This is a genomic window from Streptomyces sp. NPDC001970 (assembly GCF_053594115.1).
Genome location: NZ_JBSFDW010000001.1, coordinates 334,290 through 349,892 on the forward strand (window position 1 = coordinate 334,290; position 15,603 = coordinate 349,892).

Annotated in this window: 25 protein-coding genes; 1 reads left to right on the top strand and 24 read right to left on the bottom strand. The window is 67.3% G+C overall.

From position 1 onward, the window contains the following. Window positions 1–195: 195 nt before the first annotated feature. Window positions 196–1,824 (bottom strand): ABC-F family ATP-binding cassette domain-containing protein, encoded by a 1,629-nt coding sequence (locus ACWCP0_RS01560; RefSeq protein WP_451076853.1) that lies wholly within the window; start codon window positions 1,822–1,824, stop codon window positions 196–198. Between the two features lie 47 nt (window positions 1,825–1,871). Between ACWCP0_RS01560 and ACWCP0_RS01565 the strand changes: the two genes are divergently transcribed. Beyond that, the gene (locus ACWCP0_RS01565) at window positions 1,872–2,735 is read left to right on the top strand and encodes a hypothetical protein (protein WP_451076854.1); all 864 of its coding nucleotides are present in this window, start codon (window positions 1,872–1,874) and stop codon (window positions 2,733–2,735) included. Here ACWCP0_RS01565 and truA read toward each other — a convergent pair. From truA to rplP, 23 genes are all read right to left on the bottom strand, one after another. Then, entirely contained in the window at window positions 2,703–3,575 is an 873-nt protein-coding gene (gene truA / locus ACWCP0_RS01570; protein WP_451076855.1) for a tRNA pseudouridine(38-40) synthase TruA, read from the bottom strand. The two genes, ACWCP0_RS01565 and truA, sit on opposite strands and share 33 nt — an antisense overlap. Window positions 3,576–3,657: 82 nt before the next feature. Then, the gene (rplQ, locus tag ACWCP0_RS01575; protein ID WP_451076856.1) at window positions 3,658–4,164 is read right to left on the bottom strand and encodes a 50S ribosomal protein L17; all 507 of its coding nucleotides are present in this window, start codon (window positions 4,162–4,164) and stop codon (window positions 3,658–3,660) included. Window positions 4,165–4,244: 80 nt separating this feature from the next. Continuing rightward, complete coding sequence (locus ACWCP0_RS01580) at window positions 4,245–5,267, bottom strand: DNA-directed RNA polymerase subunit alpha (RefSeq protein WP_003956430.1); 1,023 nt, start codon at window positions 5,265–5,267, stop codon at window positions 4,245–4,247. A 211-nt stretch (window positions 5,268–5,478) separates the two neighbouring features. After that, on the bottom strand, window positions 5,479–5,883 hold the full coding sequence (gene rpsK / locus ACWCP0_RS01585) for a 30S ribosomal protein S11 (RefSeq protein ID WP_017949643.1): 405 nt from the start codon (window positions 5,881–5,883) through the stop codon (window positions 5,479–5,481). A gap of 63 nt (window positions 5,884–5,946) precedes the next feature. Next, entirely contained in the window at window positions 5,947–6,327 is a 381-nt protein-coding gene (gene rpsM, locus ACWCP0_RS01590; RefSeq protein WP_451076857.1) for a 30S ribosomal protein S13, read from the bottom strand. 200 nt (window positions 6,328–6,527) lie between these two features. After that, complete coding sequence (rpmJ, locus tag ACWCP0_RS01595) at window positions 6,528–6,641, bottom strand: 50S ribosomal protein L36 (RefSeq protein WP_003956441.1); 114 nt, start codon at window positions 6,639–6,641, stop codon at window positions 6,528–6,530. Window positions 6,642–6,699: 58 nt separating this feature from the next. Beyond that, window positions 6,700–6,921, bottom strand: coding sequence for a translation initiation factor IF-1 (gene infA, locus ACWCP0_RS01600; protein ID WP_003956442.1), 222 nt, complete (start codon window positions 6,919–6,921; stop codon window positions 6,700–6,702). A gap of 149 nt (window positions 6,922–7,070) precedes the next feature. Next, window positions 7,071–7,907, bottom strand: a complete 837-nt coding sequence (map, locus tag ACWCP0_RS01605) for a type I methionyl aminopeptidase (RefSeq protein ID WP_451076858.1) — start codon at window positions 7,905–7,907, stop codon at window positions 7,071–7,073. Window positions 7,908–8,035: 128 nt separating this feature from the next. Beyond that, on the bottom strand, window positions 8,036–8,701 hold the full coding sequence (locus tag ACWCP0_RS01610) for an adenylate kinase (RefSeq protein ID WP_451076859.1): 666 nt from the start codon (window positions 8,699–8,701) through the stop codon (window positions 8,036–8,038). Beyond that, window positions 8,701–10,020 carry a preprotein translocase subunit SecY gene (gene secY, locus ACWCP0_RS01615; protein ID WP_451076860.1) on the bottom strand — a complete coding sequence of 440 codons (1,320 nt, stop codon included), beginning with the start codon at window positions 10,018–10,020 and terminating at the stop codon, window positions 8,701–8,703. Before secY ends, ACWCP0_RS01610 begins: the two co-directional genes overlap by 1 nt. A gap of 253 nt (window positions 10,021–10,273) precedes the next feature. Then, window positions 10,274–10,729 carry a 50S ribosomal protein L15 gene (gene rplO / locus ACWCP0_RS01620; RefSeq protein ID WP_451076861.1) on the bottom strand — a complete coding sequence of 152 codons (456 nt, stop codon included), beginning with the start codon at window positions 10,727–10,729 and terminating at the stop codon, window positions 10,274–10,276. Window positions 10,730–10,731: 2 nt separating this feature from the next. Next, the gene (gene rpmD, locus ACWCP0_RS01625; RefSeq protein WP_392323484.1) at window positions 10,732–10,914 is read right to left on the bottom strand and encodes a 50S ribosomal protein L30; all 183 of its coding nucleotides are present in this window, start codon (window positions 10,912–10,914) and stop codon (window positions 10,732–10,734) included. Next, window positions 10,914–11,525 (bottom strand): 30S ribosomal protein S5, encoded by a 612-nt coding sequence (rpsE, locus tag ACWCP0_RS01630; protein ID WP_242329302.1) that lies wholly within the window; start codon window positions 11,523–11,525, stop codon window positions 10,914–10,916. Before rpsE ends, rpmD begins: the two co-directional genes overlap by 1 nt. Window positions 11,526–11,568: 43 nt before the next feature. Next, on the bottom strand, window positions 11,569–11,952 hold the full coding sequence (gene rplR / locus ACWCP0_RS01635; RefSeq protein WP_336547169.1) for a 50S ribosomal protein L18: 384 nt from the start codon (window positions 11,950–11,952) through the stop codon (window positions 11,569–11,571). 3 nt (window positions 11,953–11,955) lie between these two features. Continuing rightward, entirely contained in the window at window positions 11,956–12,495 is a 540-nt protein-coding gene (gene rplF / locus ACWCP0_RS01640; protein WP_351226545.1) for a 50S ribosomal protein L6, read from the bottom strand. 22 nt (window positions 12,496–12,517) lie between these two features. After that, the gene (gene rpsH, locus ACWCP0_RS01645) at window positions 12,518–12,916 is read right to left on the bottom strand and encodes a 30S ribosomal protein S8 (protein WP_351226547.1); all 399 of its coding nucleotides are present in this window, start codon (window positions 12,914–12,916) and stop codon (window positions 12,518–12,520) included. Between the two features lie 212 nt (window positions 12,917–13,128). Then, window positions 13,129–13,314: a type Z 30S ribosomal protein S14 gene (locus ACWCP0_RS01650; RefSeq protein WP_003956452.1), complete on the bottom strand. Its 186-nt coding sequence runs from the start codon at window positions 13,312–13,314 to the stop codon at window positions 13,129–13,131. A gap of 5 nt (window positions 13,315–13,319) precedes the next feature. Beyond that, entirely contained in the window at window positions 13,320–13,877 is a 558-nt protein-coding gene (gene rplE / locus ACWCP0_RS01655) for a 50S ribosomal protein L5 (protein WP_351226549.1), read from the bottom strand. Beyond that, entirely contained in the window at window positions 13,877–14,200 is a 324-nt protein-coding gene (gene rplX / locus ACWCP0_RS01660) for a 50S ribosomal protein L24 (RefSeq protein WP_105868304.1), read from the bottom strand. The genes rplE and rplX overlap by 1 nt, the downstream gene beginning before the upstream one ends. Before the next feature lie 2 nt (window positions 14,201–14,202). Beyond that, complete coding sequence (gene rplN / locus ACWCP0_RS01665) at window positions 14,203–14,571, bottom strand: 50S ribosomal protein L14 (RefSeq protein ID WP_003956455.1); 369 nt, start codon at window positions 14,569–14,571, stop codon at window positions 14,203–14,205. A 100-nt stretch (window positions 14,572–14,671) separates the two neighbouring features. Then, window positions 14,672–14,956, bottom strand: a complete 285-nt coding sequence (rpsQ, locus tag ACWCP0_RS01670) for a 30S ribosomal protein S17 (protein ID WP_451076862.1) — start codon at window positions 14,954–14,956, stop codon at window positions 14,672–14,674. Beyond that, the gene (gene rpmC / locus ACWCP0_RS01675) at window positions 14,956–15,180 is read right to left on the bottom strand and encodes a 50S ribosomal protein L29 (protein ID WP_266381587.1); all 225 of its coding nucleotides are present in this window, start codon (window positions 15,178–15,180) and stop codon (window positions 14,956–14,958) included. The genes rpsQ and rpmC overlap by 1 nt, the downstream gene beginning before the upstream one ends. Then, on the bottom strand, window positions 15,180–15,599 hold the full coding sequence (gene rplP / locus ACWCP0_RS01680; protein ID WP_005313579.1) for a 50S ribosomal protein L16: 420 nt from the start codon (window positions 15,597–15,599) through the stop codon (window positions 15,180–15,182). Before rplP ends, rpmC begins: the two co-directional genes overlap by 1 nt. Between the last annotated feature and the right edge of the window lie 4 nt (window positions 15,600–15,603).

Here is a 15,603-nt window from a genome sequence, read left to right on the forward strand (position 1 = left end):
CCTTGGCCGCACATCGGGGACGCAACCCGAGTGCATGCCGCTGGTCATCGGCCCGGTGAACCGGCGTAAGGGCCCCTCGCGTGAGAACGACCAAGCCAATACGCATAACGAACCAGAAGAATACCTTCGGGCACCCACGCGGGTCAAAACGCCTCGGCCCCACAGCCGGGGACGCGGCCGAAGGCCCAGGCGGCGCTACCGCTCCCGTTCCACCCGCCGCTCGTCCCACACCGGCTCCGCCGTCTCCCGTACGCGGCCGTCCGCGCCGAAGACCAGATACCGGTCGAAGGACTTCGCGAACCAGCGGTCGTGCGTGACCGCCAGCACGGTCCCCTCGTACGCCTCCAGGCCCTCCTGCAGCGCCTCCGCCGACTCCAGGTCCAGGTTGTCCGTCGGCTCGTCCAGCAGCAGCGCGGTCGTCCCGCGCAGCTCCAGCAGCAGGATCTGGAAGCGCGCCTGCTGCCCGCCCGACAGACGGTCGAACGACTGGTCGCCCTGCTGTTCCAGCTCGTACCGCCGCAGCGCGCTCATCGCCCCGCCCCGGTCCTTGGCATGCTCCGTCCAGAGGATGTCGACGAGGGTGCGGCCCAGCAGCTCCGGGTGCGCGTGGGTCTGGGCGAAGTGCCCGGGCACGACCCGCGCCCCCAGCTTCCACTCCCCCGTGTGCGCCACGCCCTCCCCGGCCAGCAGCCGCAGGAAGTGGGACTTGCCCGAGCCGTTCGACCCGAGCACCGCGACCCGCTCCCCGTAGAAGACCTCCAGGTCGAACGGCTTCATAAGGCCCGACAGCTCCAGACCGGAGCAGGTCACCGCCCGCACACCCGTCCGTCCGCCCCGCAGCCGCATCCGGATGTCCTGCTCACGCGGCGGCTCCGGCGGCGGGCCGGCCTCCTCGAACTTCCTGAACCGCGTCTGCATCGCCCGGTACCGCGACGCCATGTCGGGGCTGTTCGCCGCCTGCTGCCGCAGCTTGAGCACCAGCGCCTTCAGCCGCGCATGCTCCTCGTCCCAGCGCCGCTTCAGCTCCTCGAAGCGCGCGAACCGCTCCCGCCGCGCCGCGTGGAAGGTGTCGAAGCCGCCGCCGTGCACCCACACCGTGCTGCCCGAGGGCCCCGGCTCCACCGCCACGATCTTCTGCGCGGCCCGCGACAGCAGCTCCCGGTCGTGGGACACGAAGAGCACCGTCTTACGCGTCTCGCGCAGCCGCTCCTCCAGCCACCGCTTGCCCGGCACGTCCAGATAGTTGTCCGGCTCGTCCAGCAGCAGCACCTCGTCCGGCCCGCGCAGCAGCGCCTCCAGCACCAGCCGCTTCTGCTCACCGCCCGACAGCGTCCGTACGAGCCGCCACTGCGCCTTCTCGTAGGGCATCCCGAGCGCGGCCGTGGTGCACATGTCCCAGACCGTCTCGGCCTCGTACCCCTGCACCTCGGCCCAGTCGCTCAGCGCCTGCGCGTACCGCATCTGCGCGGACTCGTCGTCGACGGACATGATGAGGTGCTCGGCCTCGTCGACCGACCGCGCCGCGTCGCGGATCCGCGGCTGGGCCACGGACACCAGCAGGTCCCGGACCGTGCGTTCGTCCCGCACCGACCCCACGAACTGCTGCATCACGCCGAGCCCGCCGCTCCCCGACACGGTCCCGCCGTGCGGCTTGAGCTCCCCGGACAGAAGCCGGAGCAGTGTGGTCTTGCCCGCGCCGTTCGCGCCGACGAGCGCGACCACCGCGCCTTCCCCCACCCGGAAGGAGACGTCGCCCAGCAGCGGCCGCCCGTCCGGCAGGTAGTACTCCAGATGTCCGGCCTCGAGATGTCCCATGGCTGGCATTCTCACCGCCGGACACGCTCCCGCCCAACCGGTTTAGGATGCGCGGCATGAGCTTTGGGGGACCCCAGTGGCCGCAGGAGCCGCACCAGCACGCACAGCAGCCGCAGACACCCGACTGGGCCGCGCTGGCGGAAGCGTCCGCAGCGCGCGCCCGGCGCAGGAAATGGTTGCTCATCGGCGGCGGCGCACTCGCGACGGCGGCGATCGCCGCGATCGTCGCCACGGCCGTCGTCTCGATGAACAAGACCACCGGCGACCCCGGCAAGAAGGCCGGTGACCTGCCCGCGGCTCCGGCTCTGCCGAACGAGACGGGCCGGCCCGAGCCCTCGTTCTCGTCCGTGGCGCCGCCTCCCCCGCCCAACCCCAAGGACTTCATATCCAACGAGAAGAAGGACACGGCGCCGCTCAGCGCCGACACCCTCTTCCCCGGCAAGAAGCTGACGATGGGCGACCGGGTGTACGCCAAGGGCCCGACCGCCCGCACCACCGACTGCGCCTCGGCCACCCAGGGTTCGCTCGGCGCCGTCCTCACCGCCAACGGCTGCGACCAGGTCATCCGCGCCACGTACACCAGGGAAGGCGTGGCCGTCACCATCGGTGTCGCCGTCTTCCCGACGGAGGCTCAGGCCCAGGCGGCCGTCAAACGGTCCGTCAAGAACGTCGCCCCGCTGGCCGGCTCCGGCGTCGCCGGCTTCTGCAAGGGCGGCCCGGTCTGCCGCTTCGTAGGCAACTCCTACGGCCGGTACGCCTACTTCACGGCCACCGGTCATCTCGACGGAAAGTCCGTCACCAAGGGCGACACCAAGGCGTTCCAGCCGGGCGACGACCTGGCCGAGTTCACGTTCCGTCAGATCGTCGCGCGCGGCGAGATGCAGGCGTCAGCAGCAGCCACCGCTCCCGCCGGTCAGTGAGGCCGGCAGCGACCGCCTGTTGCGGGCCTCCAGGTTCCTGGCGGCCAGCAACTCGTCGGCGGGATAGCCGACTTCCTCCAGCGTGAGTCCGTGCGGCCGTACGACGTGCACGGCCGAGTCCCGTACGCCGGCGGCCAGCACCTTCCCCGGCCAGTCCGCCGGCCGGTGCCCGTCGCCGACGAACAGCATGGCGCCCACCAGCGCGCGCACCATGTTGTGGCAGAAGGCGTCGGCCTTCACGGTCGCGGTGAGGATCCCGTCCGCACCCCGCACCCAGCGCAGCTCCTGCAGCGTCCGGATGGTGGTGGCACCCTCACGCTTGCGGCAGTACGCGGCGAAGTCGTGCTCCCCCAGCAGCCGTTCGGCGGCGGAGTTCATGGCGTGCACGTCCAACGGCCAGTCGTGCCGGAGCACATGGCCGCGCAGCAGCGGGTCGACGCCGCCGGGATGGTCCGTGACGCGGTAGGCGTACCGCCGCCAGACCGCCGAGAAGCGCGCGTTGAACCCCGCCGGGGCCTCCTCGGCCTTCCACACCCGCACATCGTGCGGGAGCCGCCCGGCGAGCCTCCGCAGCAGCTTCTCGCGGTGCTCGTCCCACAGGGACTGCGGGAGATCGACGTGGGCGACCTGTCCACGCGCGTGCACCCCGGCGTCCGTGCGGCCGGCGACGGTCAGCTCGTACATCTCGGACGACCGGGTCACCGTGCGGATCGCGTCCTCGATCTCGCCCTGTACGGTCCGCTGCCCCCGGGTCTGCCGCGCCCAGCCGGAGAAGTCCCTGCCGTCGTACGACAGGTCCAGCCGCACCCGCACGAATCCGGGCTTCACGTCGTCGCTCACGTCTCATATCCCTTTCAAGGGAACGGGCCCGCCCCCCAATGGGGAACGGGCCCGTCCTCAGCCGTACAGCCGATCAGAACGCTCAGGCGTCCTTGGCCTCGTCAGCCGGCTTGGCGTCCTCGACGACCTCGGCCTCGGCGGCCTTGGTCTCCTCGGCCTTGGCCTCGTCGGACTCCTTGACCGCACGCTTGGTGGCGGCCTCGGCCTCGGCGACGGTGGCCTTCTTCGCGATCTCGCCCTCGACGAGCTCGATCACGGCCATCGGGGCGTTGTCGCCACGACGGTTGCCGATCTTGGTGATCCGGGTGTAGCCACCCGGACGCTCGGCGTAGCGCGGAGCGATCTCGGTGAAGAGCGTGTGCACGACGCCCTTGTCCGTGATCGACTGCAGCACCAGGCGACGGTTGTGGATGTCGCCCTTCTTCGCCTTCGTGATCAGACGCTCCGCGACCGGACGCAGGCGGCGGGCCTTGGCCTCGGTCGTGGTGATGCGGCCGTGCTCGAACAGCGACTTCGCGAGGTTCGCGAGAAGCAGCTTCTCGTGCGCGGCGCTGCCGCCCAGACGGGCACCCTTGGCGGGCTTCGGCATGGTTCTTCTCCTTGAGATCTGCACCGGCCGTATCAGGTACCGGTGTCAGGGCCCCGCAGGCGGACGCCTGCGGGCAGCTATCAGTACTGCTCGGTCTCGACGAACCCCGCGTCCGCGTCGTCGTCGGCGCCGAAGGCGTCGGCGGCGGCGGTCGGGTCGAATCCGGGCGGGCTGTCCTTGAGGGCCAGGCCCATGCCGGCCAGCTTCGCCTTGACCTCGTCGATCGACTTCGCACCGAAGTTGCGGATGTCGAGCAGGTCGGCCTCGGAGCGGGCTACGAGCTCACCCACGGAGTGAATGCCCTCGCGCTTGAGGCAGTTGTACGAGCGGACCGTGAGCTCCAGCTCCTCGATCGGCAGCGCCAGGTCCGCGGCCAGGGCGGCGTCCGTCGGGGACGGACCCATGTCGATGCCCTCGGCGTCGATGTTGAGCTCGCGCGCCAGACCGAACAGCTCGACCAGGGTCTTGCCGGCCGACGCCATGGCGTCACGCGGACGCATGGCCTGCTTGGTCTCGACGTCGACGATCAGCTTGTCGAAGTCGGTGCGCTGCTCGACACGGGTCGCCTCGACCTTGTACGTGACCTTGAGCACCGGCGAGTAGATGGAGTCGACCGGGATACGGCCGATCTCCTGGCCCACCTGCTTGTTCTGCACGGCGGAGACGTAGCCGCGACCGCGCTCGACGGTCAGCTCCATCTCCAGCTTGCCCTTGCCGTTCAGCGTGGCCAGGACCAGGTCGGGGTTGTGGACCTCGACACCGGCCGGGGGCGCGATGTCGGCGGCGGTGACCAGACCCGGACCCTGCTTGCGCAGGTACATCACGACCGGCTCGTCGTGCTCCGAGGAGACGACCAGCTGCTTGATGTTCAGGATCAGGTCGGTGACGTCCTCCTTGACGCCCGGCACGGTGGTGAACTCGTGCAGGACACCGTCGATCCGGATGGACGTGACAGCAGCGCCCGGGATCGAGGAGAGGAGCGTACGGCGGAGCGAGTTGCCGAGGGTGTAGCCGAAGCCCGGCTCCAGCGGCTCGATGACGAACCGGGAGCGGTACTCGTCGACAACCTCTTCGGTCAGCGAGGGGCGCTGAGCGATCAGCATGTCTTCAGTTCCTTCAGTCGTGGGCGCCCGCTATTTGACGCCCTCGGATACAGCAAGGGTACGGGCGGTACGTCCCCGAAGGGCCGTACCGCCCGAAAGAAACCCTTACAGGGTCAGACGCGACGGCGCTTCGGCGGACGGCATCCGTGCTGCGAATCGTGGGGGACGACCCCCACACCCCCAGCCGGAGGCCACCCGCCTCAGCCCTGTGTCAGACGCGACGGCGCTTCGGCGGACGGCATCCGTTGTGCGGCGTCGGGGTGACGTCCTGGATCGAGCCGACCTCGAGGCCGGTGGCCTGCAGGGAACGGATCGCGGTCTCACGGCCGGAGCCGGGACCCTTGACGAAGACGTCGACCTTGCGCATGCCGTGCTCCTGCGCGCGGCGGGCGGCCGACTCGGCGGCCATCTGCGCGGCGAAGGGGGTGGACTTGCGCGAGCCCTTGAAGCCGACGTGGCCGGCGGAGGCCCAGGAGATCACGTTGCCCGACGGGTCCGTGATCGAGACGATCGTGTTGTTGAACGTGCTCTTGATGTGCGCGTGGCCGTGAGCGACGTTCTTCTTTTCCTTGCGGCGCACCTTCTTGACTGCGCCCTGGCGTCCCTTGGGGGGCATGTATTTCTCCCGTGGAGGTGGTCGGTCCTACAGCGAAGACCGTGGACAGTCGTCCGCTGTGGACTACTTCTTGCCCGGCTTCTTCTTACCGGCGATGGCGCGACGCGGGCCCTTGCGGGTGCGAGCGTTCGTGCTGGTGCGCTGACCGCGGACCGGCAGGCCACGGCGGTGGCGCAGACCCTGGTAGCAGCCGATCTCGACCTTGCGGCGGATGTCGGCCTGGATCTCGCGGCGGAGGTCACCCTCGGTCCTGAGGTTGGCGTCCACGTACTCGCGGATCTTGACCAGGTCCTCTTCGCCCAGGTCACGAACGCGGGTGTTCGGGTTCACACCGGTCGCGGCGAGGGTCTCCTTCGCCAGCGTGCGGCCGATGCCGAAAACGTAGGTGAGTGCGACCTCCACGCGCTTGTCGCGCGGGATGTCAACACCGGAAACGCGTGCCATTCAATGGCTCCTGTGATGTTCGGGGGTCTTCCGCAGAACCACTCCCGACCGCCGACCTCTCCTGATCGAAGAGGTGGTACGTCCGGGTCCCCGGCCCCCGCCGGAGGTGCCGCCGACCCTTGCGGGCTGGGCGGGTTCTGCGTATCTACATGTATTGCTCGCGTCGCGCGAAGTAACTGCGAAATGCAGGAGGTCGTGCGTCAGCCCTGGCGCTGCTTGTGGCGCAGGTTGTCGCAGATGACCATGACCCGGCCGTGACGGCGGATCACCTTGCACTTGTCGCAGATCTTCTTGACGCTCGGCTTGACCTTCATGGGATGTGAGGTTCTCCGGGTCAGTGCCAGCACCCCACGGGAGGGGTGACGGCAAGATCTACTTGTACCGGTAGACGATCCGGCCACGCGTCAGGTCGTACGGAGACAGTTCCACGACAACCCGGTCGTCCGGGAGGATACGGATGTAGTGCATCCGCATCTTGCCGGAGATGTGCGCGAGGACTTTGTGACCGTTCTGGAGCTCTACCTTGAACATGGCGTTCGGCAGGGACTCGATCACGGTGCCCTCAATTTCGATGGCACCTTGCTTCTTGGCCACGCTTCGCCCTTCGAATCGGCTACCTTGATCGACTCTCGTTGTCACCTGTCCGCGAGCGGACATACGGGTACACGAGAGCCGACACATCAGTCTACGTCAGGCCCCCGGCAAAAGACGAATCCGGGAAGTTTGCCCAACAGGACAGATCATCATGCGAGGGGATCCGGAGCCGCCGTGACGCCCAGCTCCGCGAGCTTCGCCCGGCCGCCGTCGACGGCGGTGAGGACCAGCGGGCCCTCCTCGGTCAGCGCCACCGAGTGCTCCCAGTGCGAGGACCAGGTGCCGTCCGTGGTGATGACGGTCCAGTCGTCCGACAGCACCTCGGTGTGCGGGGTGCCGAGGGAGACCATCGGCTCGATGGCCAGGCAGAAGCCGGGGACCAGCTTCGGGCCCTTGCCGCGCTTGCGGGTGACGTAGTTCAGCAGGTGGGGGTCCATGTGCATCTCGGTGCCGATGCCGTGGCCGCCGTACTCCTCGATGATTCCGTACTTGCCGCCGGCGGGCCTCGGTTGCCGGCGGATGTACGTCTCGATGGCGCGGGAGATGTCGACCAGCCGGTTGCCGTTCTTCATCGCCGCGATGCCGGCCCACATGGACTCCTCGGTCACCCGGGAGAGCTCGAGCAGCTCCGGGGCGTGTCCGTCGCCCACGAACGCCGTGAACGCCGCGTCGCCGTGCCAGCCGTCGACGATCGCGCCCGCGTCGACGGAGATGATGTCGCCCTCCTTGAGGACGGTCTTCTCGTCGGGGATGCCGTGGACCACGACCTCGTTCACCGACGTGCAGATGGTGGCGGGGAACCCGCCGTACCCGAGGAAGTTCGACTTCGCGCCGTGGTCGGCGATCACCTTGCGGGCGACCTCGTCCAGATCCTGGGTGGTGGCCCCGGGGACAGCCGCCTCACGGGTCGCCGCATGGATGGCGGCGACGACCAGTCCCGCCTCGCGCATCTTCGCGATCTGCTCGGGGGTCTTGATCTGCACCATGAGGGCCGGCGCCTTTCCGGGTCGGGAGCGTAGTCGTCGGTAATCAGCGTGTGGGTAATCAACGATACGGCCGCGGCGTCCCAGGGACACCGCGGCCGTATCGCGTACAGCTCAGTGAATGACCGTTGTCAGGCCTGCGGGGCCCGGTCGCTACGGAGAGCCTCCATCGCCCGCTCGGTCACGTCCGCGACCTTGCCGAGCGCGGAGATCGTGACCACCAGGTCCTGCGCCTTGTAGTAGTCGATGATCGGCTCGGTCTGCGTGTGGTAGACCTCGAGCCGCTTGCGCACCGTCTCCTCCGAGTCGTCGTCCCGCTGGTACAACTCGCCGCCGCAGACGTCGCAGACGCCCTCGGCCTTCGGCGCGGAGTACGACACGTGGAAGACGTGCGCGCTCTCGTTGCGGCAGACGCGGCGACCCGCGATCCGCTTCACGACCTCGTCCTCGGGGACCTCCAGGTCCAGCACCGCGTCCAGCTTCACTCCGTCGGCCTCCAGGGCGGCGTCGAGCGCCTCGGCCTGGGAGACGTTGCGGGGGAAGCCGTCCAGCAGGAAGCCGCTCTGGGCGTCCGGCTGAGCCATGCGGTCCCGTGCCATCCCGATGGTGACCTCGTCGGGCACCAGGTTGCCGGCGTCCATGTACGCCTTGGCCTGCTTGCCGAGTTCCGTGCCCTGGCTGATGTTGGCCCGGAAGAGGTCGCCCGTGGAGATGTGAGGGATCGACAGGTTCTTGGCAAGAAACGCGGCCTGCGTTCCCTTGCCGGCACCGGGCGGTCCGACGAGGACGATTCGCATCAGCGGAGGAACCCTTCGTAATTGCGCTGCTGGAGCTGGCTCTCGATCTGCTTCACGGTCTCGAGACCGACACCCACGATGATGAGGATGCTGGTGCCACCGAACGGGAAGTTCTGGTTGGCGCCACCGAAGCCTGCCAACGCCATCGTCGGCACAAGAGCGATCAGACCCAGGTACAGCGAGCCCGGCCAGGTGATCCGGTTGAGCACGTAGCTCAGATACTCGGCGGTAGGTCGACCAGCCCGGATACCCGGGATGAAGCCACCATACTTCTTCATGTTGTCCGCGACTTCCTCGGGGTTGAACGAGATGGCCACGTAGAAGAACGCGAAGAAAACGATCAGGAGGAAGTAGGCGGTGATGTAGTACGGGTGGTCACCGGTGACGAAGTGGGATTCGATCCACGTCTTCCAGCCGGAGGTCCCGCTGGAGAACTGGGCGATCAGCGCCGGAATGTAGAGCAGCGACGAGGCGAAGATGACGGGAATCACACCCGCCTGGTTCACCTTGAGCGGGATGTACGTGGACGTACCGCCGTAGGACCTGCGGCCGATCATCCGCTTCGCGTACTGCACCGGGATCCGGCGCTGGGCCTGCTCGACGAAGACGACGAGCGCGACCATCACGAAGCCGATCAGGATCACCGTGCCGAACTCGATCCATCCCTTGGCGAGCTTGCCGCTCACCTTGATGGCCCACAGCGCGCCCGGGAAGCCGGCCGCGATGGAGATGAACATCAGGATGGACATGCCGTTGCCGATACCGCGGTCGGTGATCAGCTCGCCGAGCCACATGACCGCGGCGGTACCCGCGGTCATGGTGATGACCATGGTGACGGTCACGAAGATCGACTGGTCGGGCACGATCTCGCTCGCGACGGGGCAGCCCGAGAACAGCGCACCGCTGCGCGCGGTGGCGACGAGGCCCGTTCCCTGCAGCACGGCCAGGGCGACCGTGAGGTAACGCGTGTACTGCGTGATCTTGGCCGTGCCGGCCTGGCCCTCCTTCTTGAGGGCTTCGAGGCGCGGAATGACCACGGTCAGCAGCTGCAGGATGATGCTCGCCGTGATGTAGGGCATGATGCCGAGCGCAAAAATGGTGATCTGCAGCAGCGCTCCGCCGCTGAACAGATTGACCAGACCCAGCAGGCTGCCGTTGGACCGCTGTGCCTGGTCGACACAGATCTGGACGTTCTCGTAGCTCACGCCGGGGACCGGGATGTGCGCACCGATCCGGTACAGCACGATGATGCCGAGCGTGAAGAGGAGCTTCTTGCGCAGGTCGGGCGTCTTGAACGCCCGGGCGAACGCGGTGAGCACGGTGCCTCCTGCGACCCCCGCGCAAAGCGTCAGAGGTGACGGTCTTGAGGTTCGACGAATACGTGGTTGGTCAAGAACCGCTCGGGACCCTGGTGGGGCGGACCTCGCGGCCGGTGTTCCGAGGGTCACCCCCCGGCATATACAGCAACAACGCACGCCACCTTACCGGCGAGTGCGCCCCCCTTGGAACGACCAACCGGGGATGCCCCATTTGCGAGGCATCCCCGGAAGGTCTTCAGGCCATCGGCTCGTCTCAGACGAGCTCGGTGACGGTGCCGCCGACGGCGGCGATCTTCTCCTTGGCGGAGCCGGAGACGGCGTCAACCGAAACCTGCAGCGCCACGGAGATCTCGCCCTGGCCCAGGACCTTGACGAGGCTGTTCTTGCGCACCGCACCCTTGGCGACCAGGTCGGCCACCGTGACCTCGCCACCCTGCGGGTAGAGCGCGGCCAGCTTGTCCAGGTTCACGACCTGGTACTCGGTACGGAACGGGTTCTTGAAGCCCTTCAGCTTCGGGAGACGCATGTGGAGGGGCATCTGCCCACCCTCGAAGCGCTCCGGAACCTGGTAGCGGGCCTTCGTGCCCTTGGTACCACGACCGGCCGTCTTACCCTTCGACGCCTCACCACGACCCACACGGGTCTTGGCGGTCTTGGCGCCCGGGGCGGGACGGAGGTTGTGGATCTTGAGCGGGTTGTTCTCCGCCATGATCAGTCGACCTCCTCGACCGTCACGAGGTGGCGGACGGTCTGCACCATGCCGCGGAACTCGGGGCGGTCCTCCTTGACTACCACGTCGTTGACCCTCTTCAGGCCAAGCGAACGCAGCGTGTCACGGTGGTTCTGCTTGCTGCCGATGTACGACTTCGTCTGCGTGATCTTGAGGCGGGCCATCACGCACCCGCTCCCGCACCGGCACGCGCACGCAGCAGGGCTGCGGGGGCGACGTCCTCGAGCGGCAGACCACGGCGCGCCGCGATCTCCTCGGGACGCTGCAGACCCTTCAGGGCCGCCACGGTCGCGTGCACGATGTTGATCGCGTTGGACGAGCCGAGCGACTTCGACAGGATGTCGTGAACGCCTGCGCACTCGAGCACGGCACGCACCGGGCCACCGGCGATAACACCGGTACCGGGGGAAGCCGGCTTGAGCAGGACGACGCCCGCAGCCTTCTCACCCGTGATCGGGTGCGGGATGGTGCCCTGGATACGGGGGACCTTGAAGAAGTGCTTCTTGGCCTCCTCAACACCCTTGGCGATGGCGGCCGGCACCTCCTTGGCCTTGCCGTAACCGACACCCACGGTGCCGTCACCGTCGCCCACCACGACCAGCGCGGTGAAGCTGAAGCGACGACCACCCTTCACAACCTTGGCGACACGGTTGATCGCGACAACGCGCTCAACGTAAGCGGTCTTCTCGGCGGCAGCTGCGCCGCCGTCACGGCCCTTCCGGTCCCGCCGCTCGCCGCCACCGGCACCGCTTCCGCGGCGCTGGGGTCCAGCCATTGGAATTACCTCTCTTCGTTTTCCGCTGAGCTACGGAACCGGCTCAGAACTTCAGGCCGGCTTCGCGGGCGGCGTCCGCCAGGGCGGCGATGCGCCCGGCGTACTGGTTGCCGCCACGGTCGAACACGACAGCCTCGACGCCGGCGGCCTTGGCACGCTCGGCCACGAGCTGGCCGACCTGCTTCGCCTTCGCCGACTTGTCGCCTTCGCCGCCGCGGATGGACGAGTCCAGGGTGGACGCCGACGCGAGGGTGTGCCCCGCGAGGTCGTCGATGACCTGAGCCGTGATGCCGCGGTTGGACCGGGTGACGACCAGACGCGGACGCGCCGGGGTACCCGAGATCTTCTTGCGGATGCGGATGTGGCGACGCTTCAGGGAAGCGCCCTTGTAGGCCTTGCCCTTGGCAATCTTCACGCCGTATGCCATGGCTTACTTACCAGCCTTTCCGACCTTGCGGCGGATGACCTCGCCCGCGTACTTCACGCCCTTGGCCTTGTACGGGTCGGGCTTGCGCAGCTTGCGGATGTTCGCGGCGACCTCGCCGACCTTCTGCTTGTCGATGCCCTCGACCGAGAACTTGGTCGGCGACTCGACCTTGAAGGAGATGCCCTCGGGCGCCTCCACCAGGATCGGGTGGCTGTAGCCGAGCTGGAACTCCAGGTTGGAGCCCTTCGCGGCAACGCGGTAACCGACACCGCTGATCTCGAGCGCCTTGACGTACCCCTGGGTCACACCGGTGATCATGTTGGCCACCAGCGTGCGGGACAGGCCGTGCAGGGCCTTGTTCTGACGCTCGTCGTTCGGGCGGGTGACGTTCAGAACGCCGTCCTCACCCTTCACGATCTCGATCGGCGCGGCAACGGTGTGGGTCAGGGATCCCTTGGGGCCCTTCACCTGGACCGTACGGCCATCGATGGTGACATCCACGCCGGCGGGAACCGAGATGGGGAGCTTGCCGATACGCGACATGTTTCTTCTCCTCCGTTCCCGACTACCAGACGTAGGCGAGGACTTCCCCGCCCACACCCTTCTTGCTGGCCTGCTTGTCGGTCAGGAGCCCGTGGGACGTGGAGATGATCGCCACGCCCAGGCCACCCAGCACCTTCGGCAGGTTGGTGGACTTCGCGTACACCCGGAGACCGGGCTTGGAGATCCGCTTGATGCCCGCGATGGAGCGCTCACGGTTCGGCCCGAACTTCAGCTCGAGGACGAGGTTCTTGCCGACCTCGGCGTCCTCGACGCGCCAGCCCGTGATGAAGCCCTCCTGCTGGAGGATCTCCGCGATGTGAGACTTGATCTTGCTGTGCGGCATCGTCACGGAGTCGTGGTACGCCGAGTTCGCGTTCCGCAGACGCGTAAGCATGTCTGCGATCGGATCAGTCATGGTCATGAATTGGCCTTCGGCCTCTCTCGCCGGGGTTTCCTGTATGCGCCATCCCTCTCCCCACACATGGGCGGGACGGGTGCGGCACGGGGACCTACGGCGTAGTAAGTCGATCAGGGCGGCAGGCGCCCAACCCCACAAGCCTACGGCATGTGGAGGTGGGCCCCGCCGACCCGTTGCTTACCGAGAGCCTCCGGTAATTCCCGTGAAAACGGGGATTACCAGGAGCTCTTGGTCACGCCCGGGAGCTCGCCGCGGTGAGCCATCTCACGAAGGCACACGCGGCAGAGGCCGAACTTGCGGTACACGGAGTGCGGGCGGCCGCAGCGCTGGCAGCGGGTGTACGCACGCACACCGAACTTGGGCTTACGAGCAGCCTTGGCAATCAGAGCCTTCTTCGCCATCTCGCTTACGCCTCCTTGAACGGGAAGCCGAGGTGACGGAGAAGGGCACGGCCCTCAGCGTCGTTGGTCGCCGTGGTGACCACGGTGATGTCCATACCCCGGACGCGGTCGATCTTGTCCTGGTCGATCTCGTGGAACATGACCTGCTCCGTGAGACCGAAGGTGTAGTTGCCACGGCCGTCGAACTGCTTCGGGGACAGGCCGCGGAAGTCGCGGATGCGCGGCAGCGCGAGCGACAGGGTGCGGTCCAGGAACTCCCACATGCGGTCGCCACGGAGCGTGACGTGGGCACCGATCGGCTGACCCTCACGCAGCTTGAACTGCGCGATGGACTTGCGGGCCTTGGTGACGGCCGGCTTCTGACCGGTGATCGTGGTGAGGTCGCGGATGGCGCCCTCGATCAGCTTGGAGTCGCGGGCGGCGTCGCCCACACCCATGTTGACCACGATCTTCACGAGGCCGGGAACCTGCATGACGTTCTCGTACGAGAACTCCTCACGCAGCTTGCCCGTGATCTCCTCGCGGTACTTCGTCTTGAGACGCGGAGTGGTGGTGGTAGCCATCAGATGTCCTCACCCGTCCGCTTGGCAACGCGGATCTTGTTGCCCTCGTCGTCGAAGCGGTAACCGACGCGGGTCACGACCTTGTTGCCGTCCTTCTCCACGACGAGCTGAACGTTGCTCACGTGGATGGGGGCCTCGGTGGTGACGATGCCGCCGGCCTGCGACGCACGGCCCGGCTGGTTGGCCTTCGTGTGCTTCTTGACCCGGTTGACACCCTCGACCAGAACACGGTCCTCGCGGGGGAAGGCCGCGATGACCTTGCCCTGCTTGCCCTTGTCCTTACCGGTGATGACCTGGACCAGGTCGCCCTTCTTGATCTTCATGCTTACAGCACCTCCGGCGCGAGCGAGATGATCTTCATGAACTTCTTCTCGCGCAGCTCACGGCCGACGGGGCCGAAGATACGGGTGCCGCGAGGGTCGCCGTCGTTCTTCAGAATGACGGCGGCGTTCTCGTCGAAGCGGATGTACGAGCCGTCCTGGCGGCGGCGCTCCTTGACGGTGCGAACGATGACCGCCTTGACGACGTCACCCTTCTTCACGTTGCCACCGGGGATCGCGTCCTTGACGGTGGCGACGATGACGTCACCGATGCCCGCGTAGCGGCGACCGGAGCCACCGAGAACACGGATGCAAAGGATCTCCTTGGCACCAGTGTTGTCGGCGACACGCAGTCGCGACTCCTGCTGGATCACGTCTATCTCCTGTTTGTCTGCCGGTTCCCGGCCGGGGCTGTACTGGACAGCCCCGGCCGAGCCTGGCGGAACTGACTCGAAGGGTTACCCCTTCAAGTAATTACTTGGCCTTCTCGAGGATCTCGACGATGCGCCAGCGCTTCGTCGCCGACAGCGGACGCGTCTCCATGATGAGGACGCGGTCGCCGATGCCGGCAGCGTTCTGCTCGTCGTGCGCCTTGAGCTTGTTCGTACGGCGGATGACCTTGCCGTACAGCGCGTGCTTGACGCGGTCCTCGACGGCGACAACGACGGTCTTGTCCATCTTGTCGCTGACGACCAGACCCTCGCGGGTCTTGCGGAAGCCGCGCTCGGTCTTGTTCTCAGTCACGTTGCTCTCGCTCATCAGGCGCTCTCCACCGTCTCGATGCCCAGCTCGCGCTCACGCATCAGGGTGTAGATCCGCGCGATGTCCTTGCGGACGGCCTTCAGCCGGCCGTGGTTCTCGAGCTGACCGGTCGCCGCCTGGAAGCGGAGGTTGAACAGCTCTTCCTTGGCCTCGCGGAGCTTGGCAACAAGCTCCTCGCTGCCCAGCTCGCGCAGCTCGGACGCCTTGGTACCGGCCGACATCACGCTTCACCTGCCTCGCGCTTGACGATCCGGCACTTCATCGGCAGCTTGTGAGCCGCGCGAGTCAGAGCCTCACGTGCGATCTTCTCGTTCGGGTAGGACAGCTCGAACATGACCCGGCCCGGGTGTACGTTCGCGACCCACCACTCCGGGGAACCCTTACCGGAACCCATGCGGGTCTCGGCGGGCTTCTTCGTCAGCGGGCGGTCCGGGTAGATGTTGATCCAGACCTTGCCGCCACGCTTGATGTGGCGGGTCATCGCAATACGAGCCGCCTCGATCTGGCGGTTGGTCACGTACGCCGGAGTCATGGCCTGAATGCCGTACTCGCCGAACGCAACGGTCGTACCACCCTTGGCCATACCGCGGCGCTTGGGGTGGTGCTGCTTGCGGTGCTTGACCCTGCGAGGGATCAGCATGTCG

Bases quoted from the DNA above. Each gene is read 5' to 3' on its own strand.
- ACWCP0_RS01560 (WP_451076853.1), bottom strand. From the start codon at position 1,824: ATGCCAGCCATGGGACATCTCGAGGCCGGACATCTGGAGTACTACCTG.
- ACWCP0_RS01565 (WP_451076854.1), top strand. From the start codon at position 1,872: ATGAGCTTTGGGGGACCCCAGTGGCCGCAGGAGCCGCACCAGCACGCA.
- rplQ (WP_451076856.1), bottom strand. From the start codon at position 4,164: ATGCCGAAGCCCGCCAAGGGTGCCCGTCTGGGCGGCAGCGCCGCGCAC.
- ACWCP0_RS01580 (WP_003956430.1), bottom strand. From the start codon at position 5,267: ATGCTGATCGCTCAGCGCCCCTCGCTGACCGAAGAGGTTGTCGACGAG.
- rpsK (WP_017949643.1), bottom strand. From the start codon at position 5,883: ATGCCCCCCAAGGGACGCCAGGGCGCAGTCAAGAAGGTGCGCCGCAAG.
- rpsM (WP_451076857.1), bottom strand. From the start codon at position 6,327: ATGGCACGCGTTTCCGGTGTTGACATCCCGCGCGACAAGCGCGTGGAG.
- rpmJ (WP_003956441.1), bottom strand. From the start codon at position 6,641: ATGAAGGTCAAGCCGAGCGTCAAGAAGATCTGCGACAAGTGCAAGGTG.
- map (WP_451076858.1), bottom strand. From the start codon at position 7,907: ATGGTGCAGATCAAGACCCCCGAGCAGATCGCGAAGATGCGCGAGGCG.
- ACWCP0_RS01610 (WP_451076859.1), bottom strand. From the start codon at position 8,701: ATGCGAATCGTCCTCGTCGGACCGCCCGGTGCCGGCAAGGGAACGCAG.
- rplO (WP_451076861.1), bottom strand. From the start codon at position 10,729: ATGGCGGAGAACAACCCGCTCAAGATCCACAACCTCCGTCCCGCCCCG.
- rpmD (WP_392323484.1), bottom strand. From the start codon at position 10,914: ATGGCCCGCCTCAAGATCACGCAGACGAAGTCGTACATCGGCAGCAAG.
- rpsE (WP_242329302.1), bottom strand. From the start codon at position 11,525: ATGGCTGGACCCCAGCGCCGCGGAAGCGGTGCCGGTGGCGGCGAGCGG.
- rplR (WP_336547169.1), bottom strand. From the start codon at position 11,952: ATGGCATACGGCGTGAAGATTGCCAAGGGCAAGGCCTACAAGGGCGCT.
- rplF (WP_351226545.1), bottom strand. From the start codon at position 12,495: ATGTCGCGTATCGGCAAGCTCCCCATCTCGGTTCCCGCCGGCGTGGAT.
- rpsH (WP_351226547.1), bottom strand. From the start codon at position 12,916: ATGACCATGACTGATCCGATCGCAGACATGCTTACGCGTCTGCGGAAC.
- ACWCP0_RS01650 (WP_003956452.1), bottom strand. From the start codon at position 13,314: ATGGCGAAGAAGGCTCTGATTGCCAAGGCTGCTCGTAAGCCCAAGTTC.
- rplE (WP_351226549.1), bottom strand. From the start codon at position 13,877: ATGGCTACCACCACCACTCCGCGTCTCAAGACGAAGTACCGCGAGGAG.
- rplX (WP_105868304.1), bottom strand. From the start codon at position 14,200: ATGAAGATCAAGAAGGGCGACCTGGTCCAGGTCATCACCGGTAAGGAC.
- rpsQ (WP_451076862.1), bottom strand. From the start codon at position 14,956: ATGAGCGAGAGCAACGTGACTGAGAACAAGACCGAGCGCGGCTTCCGC.
- rpmC (WP_266381587.1), bottom strand. From the start codon at position 15,180: ATGTCGGCCGGTACCAAGGCGTCCGAGCTGCGCGAGCTGGGCAGCGAG.
- rplP (WP_005313579.1), bottom strand. From the start codon at position 15,599: ATGCTGATCCCTCGCAGGGTCAAGCACCGCAAGCAGCACCACCCCAAG.